Source organism: uncultured Kriegella sp., assembly GCF_963975415.1.
Lineage (GTDB): Bacteria > Bacteroidota > Bacteroidia > Flavobacteriales > Flavobacteriaceae > Kriegella.
Window position 1 is genome coordinate 179,806 of record NZ_CAXBGN010000009.1, and the last position, 20,674, is coordinate 200,479.

General features: G+C 40.9%; 16 protein-coding genes. 2 read left to right on the forward strand and 14 right to left on the reverse strand.

Annotated elements, in window-relative coordinates; translation table 11 throughout:
• Positions 1-53: 53 nt before the first annotated feature.
• The 10 genes from AACZ88_RS18245 to AACZ88_RS18290 all read right to left on the reverse strand — a co-directional run bounded on the left by AACZ88_RS18245 (position 54) and on the right by AACZ88_RS18290 (position 13,286).
• A complete protein-coding gene (locus AACZ88_RS18245; RefSeq protein ID WP_339713368.1) occupies positions 54-1,301 on the reverse strand; it encodes a competence/damage-inducible protein A in 1,248 nt (415 codons plus the stop codon).
• Positions 1,301-1,639 (reverse strand): Hpt domain-containing protein, encoded by a 339-nt coding sequence (locus tag AACZ88_RS18250; RefSeq protein ID WP_339713371.1) that lies wholly within the window; start codon positions 1,637-1,639, stop codon positions 1,301-1,303. Before AACZ88_RS18250 ends, AACZ88_RS18245 begins: the two co-directional genes overlap by 1 nt.
• Positions 1,639-2,250, reverse strand: a complete 612-nt coding sequence (locus AACZ88_RS18255) for a fumarylacetoacetate hydrolase family protein (protein WP_339713373.1) — start codon at positions 2,248-2,250, stop codon at positions 1,639-1,641. Before AACZ88_RS18255 ends, AACZ88_RS18250 begins: the two co-directional genes overlap by 1 nt.
• 102 nt (positions 2,251-2,352) lie before the next feature.
• Positions 2,353-3,753, reverse strand: a complete 1,401-nt coding sequence (locus AACZ88_RS18260; RefSeq protein ID WP_339713375.1) for a BNR repeat-containing protein — start codon at positions 3,751-3,753, stop codon at positions 2,353-2,355.
• A 206-nt stretch (positions 3,754-3,959) separates the two neighbouring features.
• Positions 3,960-4,736 carry an exonuclease domain-containing protein gene (locus AACZ88_RS18265; RefSeq protein ID WP_339713377.1) on the reverse strand — a complete coding sequence of 259 codons (777 nt, stop codon included), beginning with the start codon at positions 4,734-4,736 and terminating at the stop codon, positions 3,960-3,962.
• Positions 4,737-4,795: 59 nt separating this feature from the next.
• Complete coding sequence (locus AACZ88_RS18270) at positions 4,796-6,049, reverse strand: hypothetical protein (protein ID WP_339713379.1); 1,254 nt, start codon at positions 6,047-6,049, stop codon at positions 4,796-4,798.
• A gap of 209 nt (positions 6,050-6,258) precedes the next feature.
• Positions 6,259-7,623 carry a dihydrolipoamide acetyltransferase family protein gene (locus tag AACZ88_RS18275; protein WP_339713381.1) on the reverse strand — a complete coding sequence of 455 codons (1,365 nt, stop codon included), beginning with the start codon at positions 7,621-7,623 and terminating at the stop codon, positions 6,259-6,261.
• An 87-nt stretch (positions 7,624-7,710) separates the two neighbouring features.
• Positions 7,711-8,331 carry a recombination mediator RecR gene (recR, locus tag AACZ88_RS18280; RefSeq protein WP_339713383.1) on the reverse strand — a complete coding sequence of 207 codons (621 nt, stop codon included), beginning with the start codon at positions 8,329-8,331 and terminating at the stop codon, positions 7,711-7,713.
• A gap of 247 nt (positions 8,332-8,578) precedes the next feature.
• Positions 8,579-10,117, reverse strand: a complete 1,539-nt coding sequence (locus AACZ88_RS18285) for a RagB/SusD family nutrient uptake outer membrane protein (RefSeq protein ID WP_339713386.1) — start codon at positions 10,115-10,117, stop codon at positions 8,579-8,581.
• A gap of 25 nt (positions 10,118-10,142) precedes the next feature.
• Positions 10,143-13,286, reverse strand: a complete 3,144-nt coding sequence (locus tag AACZ88_RS18290) for a TonB-dependent receptor (protein ID WP_339713389.1) — start codon at positions 13,284-13,286, stop codon at positions 10,143-10,145.
• Between the two features lie 163 nt (positions 13,287-13,449).
• On the opposite strand from AACZ88_RS18290, the gene AACZ88_RS18295 reads away from it, so the two are divergent.
• Positions 13,450-14,919: a sodium:solute symporter gene (locus AACZ88_RS18295; protein WP_339713392.1), complete on the forward strand. Its 1,470-nt coding sequence runs from the start codon at positions 13,450-13,452 to the stop codon at positions 14,917-14,919.
• 87 nt (positions 14,920-15,006) lie between these two features.
• On the opposite strand, the gene AACZ88_RS18300 is transcribed toward AACZ88_RS18295, so the two are convergent.
• The gene (locus AACZ88_RS18300) at positions 15,007-15,366 is read right to left on the reverse strand and encodes a CoA-binding protein (protein WP_339713395.1); all 360 of its coding nucleotides are present in this window, start codon (positions 15,364-15,366) and stop codon (positions 15,007-15,009) included.
• 215 nt (positions 15,367-15,581) lie between these two features.
• The gene (locus AACZ88_RS18305) at positions 15,582-16,589 is read right to left on the reverse strand and encodes a beta-ketoacyl-ACP synthase III (protein ID WP_339713398.1); all 1,008 of its coding nucleotides are present in this window, start codon (positions 16,587-16,589) and stop codon (positions 15,582-15,584) included.
• 382 nt (positions 16,590-16,971) lie between these two features.
• On the opposite strand from AACZ88_RS18305, the gene htpG reads away from it, so the two are divergent.
• Positions 16,972-18,861, forward strand: a complete 1,890-nt coding sequence (gene htpG, locus AACZ88_RS18310; protein ID WP_339713401.1) for a molecular chaperone HtpG — start codon at positions 16,972-16,974, stop codon at positions 18,859-18,861.
• A 76-nt stretch (positions 18,862-18,937) separates the two neighbouring features.
• Here the strand turns inward: htpG and AACZ88_RS18315 are convergent, their stop codons facing one another.
• Both AACZ88_RS18315 and AACZ88_RS18320 read right to left on the reverse strand, forming a co-directional pair.
• Entirely contained in the window at positions 18,938-19,828 is an 891-nt protein-coding gene (locus tag AACZ88_RS18315; protein ID WP_339713404.1) for a type IX secretion system membrane protein PorP/SprF, read from the reverse strand.
• An 18-nt stretch (positions 19,829-19,846) separates the two neighbouring features.
• Positions 19,847-20,674, reverse strand: an 828-nt coding sequence (locus AACZ88_RS18320) for a gliding motility-associated C-terminal domain-containing protein (RefSeq protein WP_339713407.1), incomplete at its 5' end; no start/stop codon positions are given.

Below are 20,674 nucleotides of genomic sequence, written 5' to 3' on the forward strand. Positions count from 1 at the left end.
TTTTAAACAGGCTGCAAATTTATATCATTTTTACGGGACGGGCAAAAATTACTTCAGATTTTTGAAATTTCTTTTTGAAGTAATTCCAAGGCCTTGTTCACAGCCTTCTGAATGATCTTTTCCCGATGGTTGCCCATATTGAATTCTTCAACAAATACACCATTAGAAGATGCAATTGCGATAAATACCGTACCAATTTCAGCATCGGAATCTCCTTTTGTTGGTCCTGCATTTCCTGTTGTGGCAATCGCGAAATCCGATTTCAAAAGTTGTTTTACATTTTCGGCCATGGCTTTTGCCACTGCTGCACTCACCACTGAGTGCTTTGCTATCAAACTTTCCGGAACATGAAGCACATCGATCTTGGTTTGTGTGGCATAACTTACAACACTCCCCATAAAATAAGAAGAAGCCCCAGCGATGGCCGTTAGTTGTTCGGCGATTTTACCGCCTGTACAGCTTTCCGCCGTGGCCAATGTCATTTTTTTGGAAGTAAGCGACTTGGCGACAATTGCTTCGAGGGTCTCCTCATTCTCCATTCCGAAGATAAATTCTCCGATCAACGGATATAATTTTTCAATTTCCTCTTCGACCCTAGCTGCTATTTCATCGCGATCCGTTCCTTTGGCAGTTAACCGAAGACGTACCTTTCCCAAATTTGGGAGATAGGCCAATTTTATATATGGCGGCAATTCGTCTTCCCAAAGCACTATGCGCTCAGCGAGCGAGCTCTCCCCTATTCCATAAGTAAGTAATGTTCTATGGATGATAAATGGCCTTTCGAACCGCTCGACTATTCTCGGAACAACTTCATTAGTTATTAAATTTTTCATTTCAAAAGGCACCCCTGGAAGCGATACGTAGACCACACCATCGTTCTCGATCCACATACCGGGCGCAGTACCAAAGGGATTGTGAATTACCGATGCTTTGGAAAGCACCAAAGCCTGATGCCGGTTCATATCGGAAATAGGTGTCGAGATATATTTAGCGAACAAGGTTTCCACATGGGCCAAAACACTTGGGTCTTCCACGAGAACATCATCAAAGAACGAACACAAAGTATGCTTGGTAATGTCGTCTTTAGTCGGACCCAACCCACCGGTAACAATGACTATCTTCACCCGTTTTTGGGCATTATGAAGCGCTTCAAGAATATGTTCTTGATTGTCTTGAACAGAGGTCATTTGATACACCGAAACCCCTATCTTATTTAACTCCTTGGCAATGTAGGACGAATTTGTATCAACAATTTGGCCAATGAGAATCTCATCACCAATGGTAATAATTTCGGCGAGCATTATAAATCGAAGTCTTTCTTTAACTCAGATACCACTTGTTCGATATCTTTTTTAAGAATTGGGAATACGGCCTCAATCTCTGCGACATTGGCTGATTTTTTTCCTAAAGTTTCGATTTCAAGGGCAATCGCACGTGTCTGTTCCATGCCCAATAAATCAACATTGGGTTTTATTTTATGGGCCAGTTGGTAAACCTGTTCGAGGTTTTTGTTTTCTAGGGCAATTTCTAAAGCCTCAAGGTCTGTAGGCACCTCTTCTAAAAAAACTGAAATGACCGAAGTAATGAAATCATCATCCCCTTCTGCCATCTCATTTATCTTATCAAGATTATATATCATTACTTTATTTTTAAGGAAAAAAGTTCTTTTCCTTCTAATACCCCCGAAAGATAGTCATTTACACTAATTTTACCAACACCGGCAGGAGTTCCTGTAAAAATAACATCACCCTTCTTGAGCATAAAAAACCGGGATACGTAGGAAATTAGCTCGTCTATCTTCCAGAGCATCAGGCTCGTATTTCCCTTTTGAACCTCACTTCCGTTTTTGAACAACGAAAAGTTAAGGTTGTTAAGGTCTTTAAAATCAGATTTAGGCAACCACCTTCCAATTACCGCAGCACCATCAAAACCTTTTGCTTTTTCCCAGGGCAATCCCTTTTCTTTCAGTTTAGATTGCAGATCACGCGCGGTAAAATCAATGCCCAAACCAACTTCATCATAGTATTTATGGGCAAAACGCTCTTCTATATGCTTACCCACTTTTTTTATTTTCAATAAGACCTCCACCTCATAATGTACATCATTGGAAAATTCTGGGATGTAGAAATCCTGTTCCTTAGGAAGCACTGCCGAATCGGGTTTTATAAAAACCACCGGATCGCTAGGCCGCTCATTGGCCAATTCTTTAATATGGTCGGCATAGTTGCGACCAATACAAATTATTTTCATAAAAGAAATTATTGGTTTTCGAATTTTGGAGAAATAAAAAAACAATCCCGGCAAAATTAGTCTTTAGTTTAGAACCCCAGGACCAATTAAATGCGATTTTTTTTAATCTGTCTTCTTCAAGGCATATAGATACAACTGGCTTGGTTCGGGCCAGGGTTTAGGTCTGGGACGATCAAAATTACGATTCAAGGTTTCCCATTTTAAAATATACCTCACTTCCTTTTCATCAGAACTCCCAATGTCTCCTTTGGTTCGTACTTCCAAACCGGAAAAACTTCCTTCGATTTTTAAATCTGAACCAAAAGGTCGGGGTTTTAACACCTTGCCGATGCGTTCAAAATTATCGTTCAGTAAAATTGTGCCGTTTCCGTATTTAATATGCCAATAATCGATTTCGTAATTGCCATCAGCACGTAGCGCAAAATCTTTTATTCGAACCTCGCTATTAATACTTCCATTTCCTGAAAAATACCAGCGATAATCCCAATCGGTTACTTGGTTATAAACCCATTTCTTATTGTTCAAACGTGCCGTATAAAACTGGAGATTTCCCTCCTCATCATATTTGTGATAAGCAAATACCGGACGGTTCTTAGCATCTAAACAAAGTTTTGCCGCCAAATTGATAATACCTCCCTTTACCGGAATGGGATCAACAATCAAACGTTCTTGGCCTAAGGTAGCGGGTAATGTAATTTTTTCACCATAGGCATTAAACCAGTTTTTCAAATCAGGGCTCTTCATATACGAAAGGTCATGATTGGTAGAACAATCGGGAGTATCGCGCCAAACCCAATAAACATGATACCAACCATCTTTCATCATCGTAGGTTGTGTTTGATAGGCATTCATCAATCCTTCCCCATCTGTCAAAGGAACATCAAGCATTCTAGACCATTCTTTACTTTCACAGGAATAAATATTGTAAATCTCATTACCATTGCCACTACCACCATCACGATAATGAAATAGTAATTCCCCTTCCTTCGTATTCATAAAATGAGGGTAAGTGCATCGTTTTTCATTAGTACCCACCAAGGTCATTTGTTGAACCAGGGTAGAAATATCATTGGGTTTTGTGCTTTTGAAGTAAGTAATCGGATGAACGTGCATATTTCCAGAGAGGTGAATAAAACCCTCTTTATCTATTCCCAACGTCACTGAATTATGACTATCCCAACCCAACACGGTACTCGTACCGCCCTTAGTTTCGCGGGAAGTGGCCGGTAAAACGTGCAGCTGGAATTTATCATCGTCAAGATTTCGCTGCCCAACTACCATATTGCGATTGGCATTGTAATAGGCAATATATTGTCTATTTTTATGTGTATACAAACAGAACCCGACAGGGTGACCGGCCCACACACTGTCTACTGTTATAATTTGATGCACCGATTCGGTATTCTTGGTTTCATCGATGACGATCTCTTGCGCCGACAGTTTTATGGGAGAAACAAAGAGTGAGACAAATACTATAAGAAAAAGATATGTTTGCGGTTTCAATGGGATATATTTAGAACTTAATATGGGTCTGCGGTCATAGCCCTAAAAGTCACATAAAAATATCAAGAACACAAACATCTCAATGCAAAATTTTAACGATACTTGTCAAAATACTCTTTTTTAAATAAAACGTGCGGAAATTTTAAATGAAGGAACCTCCCACCGCAGGCCTCATCAAATAGATGGCATCGGTACCATACGCGCCACTAATTCAATTTATTGTTTAACCTACTAAGCTTTATCTGAGTTAGCACCTTTTTGGTATACAAAGGAAAGTCAGCATTGAGAATCCACCCGAAATAGCCTGGTTCGTTATCCAGTACATCGAGCACCTTTTTGCCTTTGTGCTTTCCGAAAGCAAATATTTCCTCATCATCTTCGTCATACCCCAAAAACCCGGCGAAATCTGCAAAACGGCGGTGGGTGGAAAATTCGGCCAATTTTTTCACATTGTTTTCAAGCTCGGGATAACGATCAAGCTGTGAAAGCAAAACTTCGTATGTAGCCTTGGTATCAGCCGCCGCGCTATGGGCATCTGTAAGGTCTTTGTCACAATAAAATTTATAGGCCGCCCCTAAAGTACGCTTCTCCATTTTATGAAAAATGGTCTGAACATCGACCGCAGCCGTATTCTTCATATCAAAATCAATATTAGCCCGTAACATTTCTTCCGCCAAAAGAGGGATGTCGAAGCGGTCCGAATTAAAACCTCCCAAATCGCTATCTTTTATCATGGCATGAACTTCCTTGGCCAACACCGAAAAAGTTGGCTCATTGGCTACTTTCTCATTGGATATTCCGTGTACGGCCACCACTTCATCCGGAATCGGCATTTCGGGGTTTACCAACCACGTTTTACTTTCCTTATTACCATTTGGAAATACTTTTAGAATCGAAATCTCAACGATTCTATCTTTTGCGACATTGGTTCCTGTCGTTTCCAAATCAAAAAAACAAATGGGCTTTGTGAGTTTTAATTGCATGATTTTGGGCTCTTTTTACAAAGATAGGCCTAAATAAAGAATCCCTTGGCACTCTTCCCCTACAATCTGGTATTGATTATATTATTGAACGCAGAACCAAAGGTATAGCTCAAACCGACACTAAAGCCAGTTACAAAATTTGTAGCAATTTGCTTCTGCTGAAGCAACACGTCTTCTAAAGAAGCATCGCCTGCAGGCAGATTTATCTGGTCTTGAATCAATTTCATATTACCGGAAAACCGAACAGCCAAGCCCTTAAGCACCCGCATCGAAACGGAGCAATCGAACTGCACTCTATTCTTGGAAAAATCACTTAAAAATGTTGACCCTATCAACCGTGAATACATATTGCCCCAAGGTTGACGAAAACGGGCCTGAACGTCCAGTGAATGACTGAACAAGGTTTCGGTGTCTTCCCCAAAGATGGTGGTCTCAATATAATCATTATGAACAAGGCCAATCTTATAGGCAAACGTAATCTCACGCCTCAAAACCTCACGATAGGGAAAAATATTGTATTCGAGTGCCGGGGTCATTCGGAGCGCAAGATCCAGATTAGTGTACGTATCGTATCGGGCACTTCCAAAAACTCCCGCCGACCAATGATCGGTAAGGCTACGAACAATACTTCCATTGCCAAAATATCGCTTTCGTTTGCTTATAAATTCTTCTTCATCCTGTACATACTTGCTGTTCGCCTGACTAATTTCAATATTTGCCCGAATACGCCATTTTTCTGTTACCCGGTCACTTACAAAACCAGCTTCGTAACGAAATGAATTTCTACTTGATTCTTTGTTCATTCGCGCTTCGCCCCGTACTTCGAACAACCAGTTGTTCCAGGGATCTTCAAAATCGATATCTTGACGTTTCGCAAGACCTTCGTCTGAAATTTTATAGATAATCTTGTCCGCCAAATCTGATGCGGCCACATATTGCAACAATCCTGATTTTATGGTTTTGACCAGCCCCTTACGAATATCATCAGCGGTCATGTTTGAATTGGTGTCATACGATTGTTTATTGACAATATCGGCAAAACCATCGGTGCCGAGGTAATCCAATTTATAGGTACGCCCTCCACTACCATTCGCAATGTCATATATGAACAACTTTACGTTGGCCAGGGCCTGATCCCGAACATGGGAGACAAAATTTATTTCTTGGCGGATATAGCTTCGTTCGCAATTACAATCTACAAAGAGCTTAATAGCTTCTTTTTGCCGAACCTCTTCTTGAGCGAATCCGATACTGATAAATATAAAATAGATATAAAGCAGAAAAGACCTTGGGGTTTCAAGGGGGTTTTTCATTAAGAACGTTGTTTGGTGGTTGGTATTTGAATTCTGAAGATCCAAATATAGGCTTTGCACCAAGCAAAAACTATTCTTTTTCTAAAATACAAGTCGTAAAACACGGATTATTAGCAACCTATCAGAAAAGTCACCAAGCCTCCAAAGAAAAATCAACCAATATTTACAAAACACGGGATTGCCAGAATGGTGTGCAAATGCCTAACCGATCAAACTTCTCGATTGAGATCCCACGATTCTAAATAATCGGCAACCGCTTTCACAAACATACTTCCCAAAGCACCATTCACCACACGATGATCGTAACTGTGCGAGAGATACATTTTACTGCGAATTCCAATAAAATCACCATCTTCGGTCTCGATTACCGATGGCATTTTGCGTATGGCTCCCAAAGCCAGGATACCTACTTGGGGCTGATTGATTATAGGCGTTCCGAAAACACTACCAAACGTACCGACATTGGTCACTGTATATGTACCATCTTGTACCTCGTCAGGTTTCAATTGATTATTACGTGCTCGATTGGCCAGATCATTGACGACCTTGGCCATACCCACAAGATTCAATTGATCGGCGTTTTTGATGACAGGTACAATAAGGTTCCCATCGGGCAAGGCCGCGGCCATTCCTAAATTAATGTTCTTTTTCTTAATGACACGGTCTCCGTCGACTGAAATATTCATCATTGGATATTTCTTCAGGGCCTTCGCCACAGCTTCCATAAAAATAGGGGTAAAGGTCAATTTCTCCCCTTCTTGTTGCTCGAAGGAGTTTTTCATTTTGTTGCGCCAGTTTACAATATTCGTGACATCGACCTCAATGAAACTTTGTACGTGTGCGGAGGTAGCAACACTATCAACCATGTGTTTGGCAATCAATTTGCCCATACGCGTCATTTCGACAACCTCATCATTACCAGAAACCTTAACCCTTGCTACTTGTTCCTTTTCTTGACCGGAAGTCGAGACTAATTTTTCCGTCGATTTATGATTCTTGGCGTCTTGGGCAGCCACTTCAACCGTTTTGGCCGACTTTCTATCTGCCAGATACGTCAAAATATCGTTTTTGGTAACACGACCTTCGTTGCCCGTTCCCGAAATAGCATCCAGTTCTTTTACGGAAATACCTTCTTCTTTGGCAATATTCTTAACCAATGGCGAATAGAACCTTTCAGAAACTTCAGCGTCAGGATGCTTTAAAGACTTACTTGCGGTTTCTTTGGCGCTGGCAACATTATCCTCCAGTTCTGAAATGATCTCCTGATGGTCTTCAATTTCGTCTTGGCCACTATTTGCAGTGGCTACTCCATTATCGCTAGATGGGCTCGCCCCGTTAAGTTCGATGACGGCCACAACATCGCCTACTTTTACAATGTCATCAATATCAAAAAGTTTTTCCACTAAAACACCTTCTACCTCGGATGGCACCTCTGAATCGACCTTATCCGTAGCAATCTCAAAAACCGCTTCATCCATATCTATGGTGTCACCTACATCTTTCAACCATGTGGTCAATGTTGCTTCCGCTACACTTTCCCCCATTCTCGGTAATTTCAGTTCAAACTTTGCCATAATTTTAGTCTATCTATTTTTAGGACGGCTCTCTTACAAAAATAAAGAAAAAACGACCTTGTATCAACATTATAATTATCCTCCGACCTAATTCGCTTTTAACGATCCTTCGAACGGAATACGGTTTAAAATACTTCGGCCCAGGGTAACCTCATCGGCATACTCAAGTTCGTCACCTACAGCGATGCCTCGTGCAATGGTCGAGGTACTTACTTCAAGGCCCTCCAATTGTTTATAAATATAGAAATTGGTCGTATCGCCCTCCATCGTAGAACTCAAAGCAAAAATAAGCTCTTTAACCGCTCCATTTTTTGCCTTCTGCACCAATGATGCTATAGTCAAATCTTGCGGACCGACACCTTCCATTGGTGATATCTTTCCCCCGAGCACATGATATAGCCCTTTATATTGACCGGTATTCTCAATCGCCATTACGTCTCTGATATCTTCAACTACACAGACAAGCCCTGCATCCCTTTTCGGGTTAATACAGATTTCACAAAGTTCGGTGTCTGAAATATTATGGCAGTTGTTGCAGAACTTCACCGTGTTTCGAAGGTCTTGCAATGCCATGGCCAATTTATCAGTTCGGCCTTTCGGTTGTTTCAATAAATGCAATACGAGACGTAAAGCCGTTCGCTTTCCTATCCCAGGCAACTGAGACATTTCATATACCGCATTTTCTAATAGTTTCGAAGAAAAATCCATGAGTACAAAATTACAATATTATAGGTGCAATGCGGAAAATTCGAAATATCATTTCTAAAATAGCACTTTAAAATTCTCATAAAAAGCAAAATAAAACGGATCGCCATAAAAATTAAGAAGCTGCCATTGTTCTAATGGCAGCTTCTCAAAATCAGATAAACACAAATAGGCTTTTCTTCCTATTTCTTTTAATTCAAACACTGTCGAACTTCTTTTTCAAATCAGTTTCGACAACTCGGTTTTAACACTAGTAACCCGGATTCTGTGGTGTCAGATTCGGATTGTTGATCATTTCTTGTTCTGGCAAAGGAAATAACAAATGCTTCTCTTGAAGCGCCTGATCAGAACTTAGGTTTACATGGCCAACAAAATCATCGAAACCTCCGGTTACACTGTTATAGACTTTTCTAAGCCTGACCATATCGAACCAAGTAATCTGCTCGTACGACAGTTCATGCCATCGCTCTTCCCAAACTGCTTCACGGAAAGAAGCTTGGTCAAAGGCCCCTAGGGCAGGGGTAGTCAATTGGGCCCTATCACGTACTCTAGTCAGGGCATCAACAGCAGCTTGGTTAGGGCCACCGACCTCATTTTGCGCCTCTGCATAAATCAATAAAACTTCTGCAAAACGTATGATAGGCATGTTCAGATTATCTTTTGCCGTACCAGGAACCCCAAAAGTACCGTTCGCGGTCACATTAAAATGTTTGAAAATGTAAGGGGCCCCCAAATCGAAGAGCTCTCCAGAACCATTAAGGTAATAACTACTATAGAACCAACCTTCACGATCGACCGCCCTAAGGTCGCCGTCTTCGTAAGAATTGTAGAATTCGATTTCAGGCACCGTGCTCCCTGTTCCTGAGGGACCCCTATAGGTCACAGGCTGAAAATTGGGAAACATATTTCCCATAGGGTTCCCGGCCACTTCATCGTTATACTGCAAACTGAAAATATGCTCAACGGTATTCCCCAGGCTTTCATCATGAACTTCACCATACGTATCGAACAAATCGATGGGGCCCGCATTGTCGATTACTTCTTTCGCTTTGCTAGCCGCATCGGCATACCGTGCAGTTTCATTAAGAGGGTTACCGGCCATAGTCAAATAAACCTTGGCCAACAATGACTTGACAGCTGATTGAGAAACTCTCCCCGTATCATCCGTCCATGCCAATCCTGCACTTTCCGCTTCCAAAAGATCGGCAACGATTAAATCGTAGACCTCTGCCTGGGGCGTACGTACTGGCGAAAAATCCTCTGAAGTTGCACTTTGAGACATTGTTATCAATGGTACATCACCCCATAGGCGTACGGCATAAAAATAGGCCCAAGCTCTAAAAAATCGTGCCTCACCCAGAACTTTGGCCTTTTCTGTTTCGTCCATTTCAATGTCCGGAACGTTATCAAGTACTAAGTTCGCATTCGCTATAACCCTATAAACACCTCTCCACCAATTTCTTACATGAAGTGTATTCGCATCGTAAGACAAGGAGTATAAGTTGTTCAAATCTGAGTTTTGCGCCGTCTGGGTAGTCGATGTTCCCGTAACCGCCTCTAAAAGTTGCCAGTTCGACGAGAAAATGCCAGCACCATTACCCACAAACCGAGCATCGGCATACACAGCCGCAACAGCTGATTCAGCGTGTTTCGCCGTAGTATAGAAACTATCGGGCGTTAAGTTAGAGGGGTCAGATTCGTCTAAGAAATCAGAGCAGCCTACTGCCACCAGCAATACCAGCGAGCAGAGATAAAATTTGCCTATATGTTTTATTATATGAATTTTCATAATGTTTTATTTAAAATTTGACTTATTAAAGGCCGACTTGTAGACCAATTACAAACGTTGTTGACTTTGGATATTCGTGCCATTTCATTCCCTGGGAGAAAACATTATTACCCTCACCTCCGCGAATAGGCGTAACCTCAGGGTCTCCAATCAATTCATCGTCGACCAATAAAAAGAAGTTTTGGGCCGAAGCGTACAATCGCAATTTGTTCAAATGTAAATTGTCTAACAAATTCTGTTCGAAAGTATACCCAAGCATGATGTTTCTACCACGTACGAATGAACCATCTTTGACCCAATGGGAATCAACGTTGGTCACATAACCCGCCCTCGTATCACGCACCTGGGCGATCATTGTATTCTGATTGTCGGGTGTCCATGCATTCAAAACAGTGGCATAACTATTGGCAAGTGCTTGACGATCTTCACTCGAATGAAGGTTCATATCCATCACATCGTTACCCCAAGAGTATTGTAGTTCTAATGTAAAATCAATGTTTTTATAGGACACATAGTTCGTAAAAGTTCCCCAAGCCGTGGGATAGCCATTACCGATGATAGATCGATCCTCATCATTGATGATGTAATCCCCATTGAAATCCTTATATTTTATATCACCCGGCAATATGGTAAGTCCGTTTCGATAACTAACAAACTTTGCCGCCTCCTCGGCTTCGTCGGTATTCCAAGTTCCTAAACGCGTTAGACCCCAAAAGGCACCTACCGGCTCACCGACTCTAATAATACTGGTTTCATTGGTGATACCTGGTCCACCTACGCCGAATATATCAGAGGGCGTGGCCAAGGAAAGCACCTTGTTTCGGTTCATTGAAATGTTGAATGTTGAATTCCAAGTAACATTGGCCGTGGCGATATTCTTCGTCGAAAGTCCAAATTCAAAACCCTTATTCTCCATTGACCCTACATTTCTTCGTATGGTCGCATAACCACTTGATTGCGGTACAGGGGCATCCAATAGCATATCTGTCGTCTTTCTGTAATAGTAGTCAGCTTCCAAGCTTATTCTATTGTCAAAAAGTCCCAATTCCAATCCAACGTCATACTGCGCTGTCTTTTCCCATTTCAAATTCGGATTTGCCAAACGATTCAAACCTGTACCCCCGATACGATTATCACCCCAAATAGTGGCATAATTTGAACTTAGCAGCGATAAGGAAGAATAGGGAGGAATTTCAGAGTTACCGGTAACACCATAACTGGTTCGCAGTTTTAGGTTAGAAATTAGACTGTTATCTACAAGAAAGTCTTCATCGGAAACCCTCCACGCAATCGCTGCTGAAGGAAAAAAGGAAAACTTGTTGTTGTCACCAAATTTCGAAGAACCATCAGCCCTGCCCGTCACCGTAAATAAATACTTGCCATATAGGTTATAATTCAATCTTCCAAAATAGGAATTCAGTGCTTCCCTATCAGCAAAAGATTGTACCGCTATATTATCAGACCCAGCACCTAGATTGTTGAATCTAAAGAAATCAGTAGGAAAGTTTCTCGAGTCTGCGTTGACAAAGAATTGATTCGACTGTTGCCAAGATAAACCCAATAAGGCAGTAAACGAATTATTTTCATTGATTTCCTTATTATAGGTCAAGTAATTCTCAATCGACCAAAATGTCTGTTTTTCATTACTTGATTGTGCCCGGGCCACTGCATTATTATCAAGTACGCTATTACGAAATTCATTATTCTCTTGGGTCAGCACGTTGGCACCTATCATGGTTCTCATTTCCAATCCTTCCATAATATTGATATTCGAATAAAAACTACCAGCCGTAGTCTGTGTATTCAGAATGTACTCGTTATTTTCTAACCAGTTAACCGAGTTTCGGGTACCTTCCGCAAAGGGGTAGTCCCTGTTATTGGCATACAGGCCTTCCAGTGGTCCTCCCGTATGTTTTACAGGATAGAAGGGATAATCCTCTACCATTCTGCGTGGCACTTGGTCGTTGGTATCGGCCAAATTTTCGGTTTGGTTATTATAACTCAAAGATCCGCCAATTTTCAACCAAGGTTTGATTTGATCATCGATTGAAAACCGTCCGGAATAACGTTTTAAATACGTGTTTTTTAAAAGACCTTGATCGTCTCTAATTCCAAGGGAAATGGCATACGTGGTTCTTTCATTACCTCCAGAAAAACCCAGTTGATGGTTTTGAGACAGTCTGTGCTGTGTTACTTCCTTTGACCAATCGGTATCATAGATGGCCCTACCATCGCTATCAAAAAGATAAGCTACGTTCGGATTAGCTCTTTTTAGGCTGGGCTCATACTGCGCGTATTCTCCGGCCGCCCATCCTTCAGGGTCGAATTTCTCTGTGTTCTCCCAAGAAAGTTGCTCTATCATGGCATACTGTTCTGAATTCAGAACCTTGGCCCTATTGGGTCCGAACTGATTGACACTATATTGTACATCATAGGTAACTCGACCTTGTCCGGCCCGGCCCCGCTTAGTTGTGACCAAAATAACCCCGTTCGCTCCCCGCGCACCATAGATAGCAGTAGAAGACGCGTCTTTAAGCACCTCTATCGAAACGACGTCGTTCGGGTTTAAATAATCTATCGCTGAACTAAAATTAGCTTGATTACCCTGTGGTAATTGCACCCCGTCTACCACGTAAAGCGGGTTGTTCGAAGAGTTTATCGAACTAAAACCCCTAACCCTGATATTTGACTTTCCGCCCGGGCGCCCCGAGTTGGTGTTCACTTGAACTCCGGCAATTTTACCAGATAAGGCCTGGTTCAACGAAGTAGCCGGACGCTCTTGAAGTTGATCGGCATCGACTTGGCCGACAGCACCGGTAAGGTCTGATTTTTTCTGGCTACCATAACCGATCAAAACCACTTCTTCAAGTTGGCTAGCATCTTCTTCCATGGTCACGTTCACGGTCAAATTCCCGCTCACGGCCACTTCCGCAGTTTTATACCCCAAATAACTAAAAATCAGGGTAGCGTCGTTGTTCACATTGGTCAATGTGTAATTACCATCAAAATCAGTTTGCGTACCGTTCGTAGTTCCCTTAACTAATACGTTCGCACCTGATAATGGACCCATTCCATCAGAAACGTTTCCAGTTACTGTTTGTGCCTTTGCCAGTGAGAAACATAGAAATGCGCCCATAAGCAAACAGCTTTTCATTAGAGTGTTCTTCATAATATAAATGTTGTTAGTTGACCGATAAATGTAGTATTTTACCTTTAGTGTCTCATGAATTTTCTGTTAAAGAATTGTTAATACCATAAGTATTATCAGTGTTTTCAACTACTACAAACTGTGTGAAAAGTTTTTGTACTTTGCAGTTTCAAACCAATATTTTATGACGTCGACCAACATACTTTTGCTCATCGGAGGCTACTTTTTACTACTGCTTCTGATTTCTTATTTTACGGGTAAAAATGATTCCAATGAAGATTTCTTCAAAGCTGGAAATCAATCTCCATGGTATTTGGTTGCCTTCGGAATGATCGGTGCCTCACTTTCGGGGGTAACGTTTATTTCGGTTCCTGGTTGGGTCGCCGATTCGCAGTTTAGTTATATGCAAGTCGTTTTCGGGTATTTGGCCGGGTATTTTGTTATCGCCTATATTTTGATGCCGATCTATTACCGTTTCAACGTCACGTCTATTTATGAATACCTGGCGCAACGTTTTGGTGTTATCAGTTATAAGGTGGGGGCTGTTTCCTTTTTTATATCACGCGTATTGGGTGCATCTTTTAGATTATTTTTAGTCGCTATTGTACTTCAGCAATTCGTATTCGATGATTTGGGCATTCGTTTCGAATTTACGGTTACACTTTCAATATTACTTATTTGGATTTACACCTTTAAAGGCGGCATAAAAACAATCGTCTGGACAGACACTCTCCAGACTCTTTTTATGCTTTTATCAGTTGGCTTTTCTATTTATTTCATCAATGAAAAACTCGACTGGAGTCTTTCTGAGTTCTTGGTTTCAGATGAATTGGCAGAATACAATAAAATATTGTTCACCGATGATTTCTTCAACAAGAACTATTTTGTCAAATCTTTTTTGGGCGGCATGTTCATCACAATTTGTATGACTGGACTTGACCAAGATATGATGCAGAAGAACTTGACCTGCAAATCATTAAAGGATGCACAAAAGAATATGGTATCATTCAGTCTTGTTCTTGTAGTCGTAAATTTTGCCTTTCTACTTCTGGGCGCATTACTTTTTATCTATACAAACAAATTCGATGTGGCCATACCATTAATGGATGGCACACCTAAATCTGATCTACTTTTCCCTGAAATAGCATTGAACAGCGGCCTTGATATGATTGTGGCCATAACATTCATGTTAGGTCTTATTGCAGCAGCGTACAGTAGCGCCGACAGTGCACTTACTTCGTTGACCACTTCATTCTGTGTCGATTTTCTGGGTATAGCTAAGAAGCCCCAAAACATACAGAAAAAAATGCGCAAACGCACACATATAGGTATGAGTTTGCTTTTAATCATAGTGGTTATCATTTTTAAGCATATTCTAGACAGAAACGTTATCGATGGGCTACTCACGGTAGCCACCTACACCTATGGTCCGTTACTGGGGCTTTTCGCCTTTGGAATTTTGACAAAATACGAAGTTCGCGATAAATATGTTTGGATTGTCGCCCTAATATCGGTAGGAAGCATTGTGTTAATGGCCAACATTCCTGCTGAAACGCTAGGAGGTTATCAAGTTGGTTATGAGCTTTTACCCGTAAACGGATTGCTAACTTTTTTGGGATTATGGTTAATCAAACGGAAAAAGCCGATTTCATGAAGAACATATCCCATAAAATAAAAATCAACAGCTTCTTATTGAACTTTAAACAGCTATAAGAATTTTCCTCAGAATTTACACTACAAATCAATATTGATTTGTAGCCAATAGAACCAGCGTACACGCTACCTCAACACCTATACCATTGTTTCTAAGTATCTTATAAAATTCCTCGTTTTCGGTTCCAGGATTGAAAATAACGCGCTTTGGACGTAATTTTACAATATCCTCGTAATAATCGGGTTGCCGAGCCGAATTAATATATAAAGTAATGGTATGTATATTTTGAAAACCGCCTAAATTTGTCTTTATTTGAACTCCATCAATTTCACCAGTTTTTAAACCAAATGCTTTTGTCTCAATGTTATGGTTCAATAGGCGTTTTACAGCCAAGTTACTATAGCGGTTCGATTTTAGAGAAGCTCCGAAGACGAGAGTTTTTCGCATTACTGGATGGATTGTGTTAAAGTTTAGTGAAGACTGTTATTTTTTCGAACAAATTACGTCTATTATGTAGGCGCTCAATTATAATAATATGGTCATTGATAATGTTGTATGTTTATAGTTAATGGTTAGTGTTTAGTATAGCGGCATCAATGACAGAAACCCTGACGGAAACGTCAGGGTTTTGTGTTTTTAGAACTTTTCGCTAATATTCAAAACTACCATTTAATAATAGCACTTCCCCATGTAAATCCACTTCCAAAAGCTGCCAAAACAACCAGGTCGCCATCATTAACTTTGCCAGACTCCCAAGCTTCAGTGAGTGCAATGGGTATAGATGCTGCTGTAGTATTCCCATATTTCATGATATTATTAAAGACTTGGTCATCGCCCAACCCGAACTTCTTTTGAATGAACTGTGAAATTCTTAGATTGGCCTGATGTGGCACTAACATATCAATATCTGTCGGAGCCAAATTATTCTTCTGCAAACCTTCCACAATTACTTCGCTAAAGCGTACGACCGCATTTTTAAAGACAAACTGGCCATTCATATAAGGAAAATACGATTCATCATCGGGGTTATTATCGTCAATGATATCATTTACCCACCGCTTACCCATGCCCGGAGCAATTAGGGCAAGTTCTTCGGCATGCTGTCCTTCAGAATGCATATGGGTAGATAAAATTCCTTTGCCGGTATCTTCTTCCCTACTTACAACGGCTGCTCCGGCACCATCTCCAAAAATCACGGAAACCCCTCTACCCCTTGTGGTCATATCCAACCCATGGGAATGCACTTCAGATCCAATAACCAGAATATTTTTATACATCCCTGTTTTAATATATTGATCGGCAACGGAAAGCGCATATATAAATCCCGAACATTGATTTCTAACATCTAACGCCCCTATGGTCTTTATCTCGAGATCACGCTGCACCAAAACTCCCGGACCGGGGAAATAGTAATCGGGGCTTAAAGTGGCAAAAACAATGAAATCGATATCATCTTTATCTATACCCGAACGCTCAATTGCTATTTTTGCGGCCTTGACTCCCATAGTCGTCGTCGTATCCTTGCCTTTTGTAACGTGACGACGTTCTTTGATTCCGGTACGCTCTTGGATCCAAGCATCATTGGTATCCATTATTTTCGACAGATCATCATTGGTGACCACTTTGTCAGGCACATAGTACCCCAATCCCGTTATTTTTGAGTTGTACATTTTACGGTTTATTTTAGTTTAGAGAACCTTATTTTAATACTTATTTAAGCATGCCACCCCTTTCAATCAGCGCTGTTTTTCGCTAAACGAAACGCATGAGTCAATCAAAATCTGTAAATACTGATTTTATTCTGATAAAACTTCAAGTGATACACTTTTCCCTATTAGCAAATGCAATATAGTAAGAATGCCAATTTTTTATTCGATTATCTAAAATAAGTAAAAAAGGCGTGACAATATCAAAATACCAACGAACCCAAGAAAGGTGTCAGTTTGTCATTTAAACCGAGTCTGGTATTTTTTTTGACTCATATGATGCGAAAAGAGGGCTAAATGCTTTTTTCATTAATAAGTAGAATTCAAAATAATAAATTATAGAACTATGGCTACAGGTAAAATCAATGTTTCAGTTGAAAACATATTTCCACTTATCAAGAAGTTTTTATACAGCGACCATGAAATATTCTTGCGAGAACTTATATCTAATGCAACAGATGCCACACTAAAATTAAAACATCTTACTTCCATTGGCGAGGCTAAAGTCGAGTATGGAAATCCTAGAATACAGGTAAAAGTCGATAAGGAAGGTAAAAAGATCCATGTAATCGACCAAGGTATCGGTATGACCGAGGAAGAAGTAAAAAAATACATCAACGAAGTTGCCTTTTCCGGGGCAGAAGAATTTTTGGACAAATACAAGGATTCTGGCAAAGACTCTGGAATTATTGGCCATTTCGGACTTGGTTTTTATTCTGCCTTTATGGTGGCAGACAAGGTCGAAATTATTTCAAAAAGCTTTAAAGATGAACCTGCTATCCATTGGACCTGTGATGGATCTCCTGAATTTGATTTAAAAAAGGGTGAGAAAGAGGATAGAGGTACCGAGATTATACTTCACATTGCAGAAGATTCTACTGAATTTCTTGAAGACAGTCGAATCGATGCGTTATTGAGCAAGTACAACAAATTTATGCCAGTACCTATTCAATTCGGTACTAAAACGGAAACGCTTCCTAAACCTGAGGGTGCCAAGGAAGAAGATCCGGCCCCTACCCAAGAGGTCGATAATATTATTAACAACCCGAACCCGGCGTGGACAAAACAACCATCCGATTTAGAAAATGACGATTACAAGAACTTCTACAGGGAACTATATCCTATGCAGTTCGAAGAGCCCTTGTTTCATATTCATTTAAATGTTGATTATCCGTTCAACCTTACCGGTATTCTTTATTTTCCACGACTGACCAATGATCTTAATGTTCAAAAAGACAAAATTCAGCTCTATCAGAATCAAGTTTTTGTTACCGACAATGTTGAGGGTATCGTACCAGAGTTCTTGACAATGCTACGTGGAGTTATCGATTCTCCAGATATTCCATTGAACGTTTCACGTTCGTATCTTCAAGCCGATGGAGCCGTAAAGAAAATATCGAGTTATATCACTAGAAAGGTAGCCGACAAATTGAGTTCATTGTTCAAAAACAATCGAGAAGATTTTGAGAAGAAATGGAATGATATTAAAATCGTTATAGAATATGGAATGCTTTCCGAAGAAAAATTCTTCGAAAAAGCCGACAAATTTGCGTTGTACCCAACGGTAGATGGCCACTACTTTACTTTTGAGGAGTTACAGAAAAAAATAAAGGGCAACCAGACCGACAAAGATGATAAATTGGTCATATTGTATGCATCTGACAAAGAATCACAACACAGCTACATCGAGGCGGCCAAGGCCAAAGGTTTCGAAGTTTTGTTGATGGACTCTCCTATTATTGGTCACTTGATGCAAAAGTTGGAAACATCAAAAGAGAAAATTTCTTTTGCACGTGTAGATGCCGATCATTTGGATAATCTTATCAAAAAAGAAGACGCACAAATCTCAAAGCTTTCCGATGAAGAAAAAGAGGCCTTAAAAAAGAATCTCGAAGAGGTTATCGAAAACAAAAGCTACACCGTTCAGTTGGAGGCAATGGATAGCAGCGCATCACCATTCATTATTACCGAGCCAGAATTCTTGAGACGAATGAAAGAAATGCAACAGACCGGTGGAGGCGGTGGTATGTTCGGTATGGGTAATATGCCTGAAATGTACAACCTCATCGTCAACACCAATCACGAACTCGTTGGCGAAATTCTAAATACCAAGACGGCTAAAAAACGGGAGCGCCTAATCAATCAGTCGTTAGATCTTGCTCGCTTGTCAAAAGGGCTTCTAAAAGGTGAAGAGCTTACAAACTTCATTAAGCGAAGCTACGAAATGGTAAAATAAACCGTATATATAGCGTTAATAATAGAAAACCGCGTCATTCCCATGACGCGGTTTTCTCTCTTAAGCGATATTCTTTTTATAGTTTAAGCTTGAGCATGACTTCATGCGTGCCATTATCAATGTTGCTCACCTCGCTCTCTAGCGGCACTTCATAGGCATATCCTATTTGCAACCATTTCTGGGCCTTGAATATGAGAATACCACTGATACTTTCATTGAGCCTATAAGAAGCCCCCAAATCGAAGCGTTTATTAAAGTCAATTAGTGCCGTCAGGTCTAGCGAAATCGGGGCGGCATCTACATAACGTAGCAATGCCGAAGTCAGCAAAGATATATTTGCATTTAGCGACACATCGTAGCCACCTGCTAGATATAGATGCATCTTATCAGAGCCCCAACGGGCTGTACCATCTTTCCTTTCTAACCGATCAGGCGTCAAAATTTTAGGTATCGAAAGTGCTATAAAGTACTTTTCATGTCTCAGGTAAGCTCCTGCCCCAATATTCGGAGTAAACCTACCATCAGCATTCATAAGGGATTGATCGGGGCTTATATCATACGTTAGGAGACCATCGGTGTTTACATCGTAAGAGTTAAAACCTCCTTTGACGCCTAAATACAGGTCATGGGTTTGGTTCAATTTCAGTGCATAGGAAAAATCAAGATAAAAAGAGGTCTGATTTTCGACAAAAGTCTTATCATTCGTAATCGACAATCCCAGACCGACACTTTTGCCTGCGGGCATTCCGAAAATAAAGCTTTGCGTTTCTGGCGCACCTTGTACATTGGCCCACTGGCTTCTTATATTCAAACCAATATCGGTAGATCCATCGGCCCCGGCAAATGCGGGATTGATAAGGTTCATATTGTAACGGTAGAACGTGAAACTCGGATCTTGCTGCGCTGACAGGCTGGTTAGTACAAAGAGCAGCAATAGTAGTATTGGGTATGTTTTCTTTAATATCATTTTTTGGTTTATTTGGTCTTAGTAATTGATGAACAACCATCCTTTGAGCGGTGCTTTTCCGTTACCCAAGTCTATTATGAACAGATAGGAACCAGGAGGTAATACATCAGAAGCCCCTTTTCGGTTGCCGTTCCAATCGTTACGGTAGCTCACTGCGTTGAAAACTTCATGCCCCCAGCGGTTATAGACCGCAACTCTTGAATTCGGATAATTATCTATGCCAGGTATCATCCAGGTATCATTTACACCATCTCCATTCGGGGTAAAGGCTTCCGCTGGTTTAAGCAAGGGCTCATCATTTTCAGGAAAATAATCTTCCGTATCGACCACTCCGTCATTATCATCATCATCGTCGGTAGCATCCGGGAGTCCGTCTGCATCTGTATCTTTTGGCTTGCTGTTCGGATTAGTAGAATCCGTTCCTTCCGCTTCTTCTACAAGATCGGAATAGCCATCATTGTCGTCGTCGTCATCTGAATTATCTCCCGTTCCGTCGCCATCAGTATCGGCCGATTCATTTGGATCCAACGGAAATGCGTCATCGGCATCAAGTATACCATCGTTGTCTGAATCTCCTTCTGAAGCATAGGGAAATGCATCTTCGTTATTGGGAATTCCATCACCATCAATATCTTCATCTTCATTATCGCCGGTACCGTCACCGTCGGCATCGGAATCTTCATCCGGGTCGGTGGGGAACGCATCCTCTGAATCAGGTGTACCATCGTTATCATCGTCGAGGTCTTCATTATCACCGGTACCGTCACCGTCGGCATCGGAATCTTCATCCGGATCAGTGGGAAACGCATCCTCTGAATCAGGTGTACCATCGTTATCATCGTCGAG

Excerpts from the sequence above, each read along its gene's own strand:
- AACZ88_RS18245 (WP_339713368.1), bottom strand. The coding sequence starts at position 1,301 with ATGCTCGCCGAAATTATTACCATTGGTGATGAGATTCTCATTGGCCAA.
- AACZ88_RS18250 (WP_339713371.1), bottom strand. The coding sequence starts at position 1,639 with ATGATATATAATCTTGATAAGATAAATGAGATGGCAGAAGGGGATGAT.
- AACZ88_RS18255 (WP_339713373.1), bottom strand. The coding sequence starts at position 2,250 with ATGAAAATAATTTGTATTGGTCGCAACTATGCCGACCATATTAAAGAA.
- AACZ88_RS18265 (WP_339713377.1), bottom strand. The coding sequence starts at position 4,736 with ATGCAATTAAAACTCACAAAGCCCATTTGTTTTTTTGATTTGGAAACG.
- AACZ88_RS18270 (WP_339713379.1), bottom strand. The coding sequence starts at position 6,049 with ATGAAAAACCCCCTTGAAACCCCAAGGTCTTTTCTGCTTTATATCTAT.
- AACZ88_RS18275 (WP_339713381.1), bottom strand. The coding sequence starts at position 7,623 with ATGGCAAAGTTTGAACTGAAATTACCGAGAATGGGGGAAAGTGTAGCG.
- recR (WP_339713383.1), bottom strand. The coding sequence starts at position 8,331 with ATGGATTTTTCTTCGAAACTATTAGAAAATGCGGTATATGAAATGTCT.
- AACZ88_RS18285 (WP_339713386.1), bottom strand. The coding sequence starts at position 10,117 with ATGAAAATTCATATAATAAAACATATAGGCAAATTTTATCTCTGCTCG.
- AACZ88_RS18290 (WP_339713389.1), bottom strand. The coding sequence starts at position 13,286 with ATGAAGAACACTCTAATGAAAAGCTGTTTGCTTATGGGCGCATTTCTA.
- AACZ88_RS18295 (WP_339713392.1), top strand. The coding sequence starts at position 13,450 with ATGACGTCGACCAACATACTTTTGCTCATCGGAGGCTACTTTTTACTA.
- AACZ88_RS18300 (WP_339713395.1), bottom strand. The coding sequence starts at position 15,366 with ATGCGAAAAACTCTCGTCTTCGGAGCTTCTCTAAAATCGAACCGCTAT.
- AACZ88_RS18305 (WP_339713398.1), bottom strand. The coding sequence starts at position 16,589 with ATGTACAACTCAAAAATAACGGGATTGGGGTACTATGTGCCTGACAAA.
- htpG (WP_339713401.1), top strand. The coding sequence starts at position 16,972 with ATGGCTACAGGTAAAATCAATGTTTCAGTTGAAAACATATTTCCACTT.
- AACZ88_RS18315 (WP_339713404.1), bottom strand. The coding sequence starts at position 19,828 with ATGATATTAAAGAAAACATACCCAATACTACTATTGCTGCTCTTTGTA.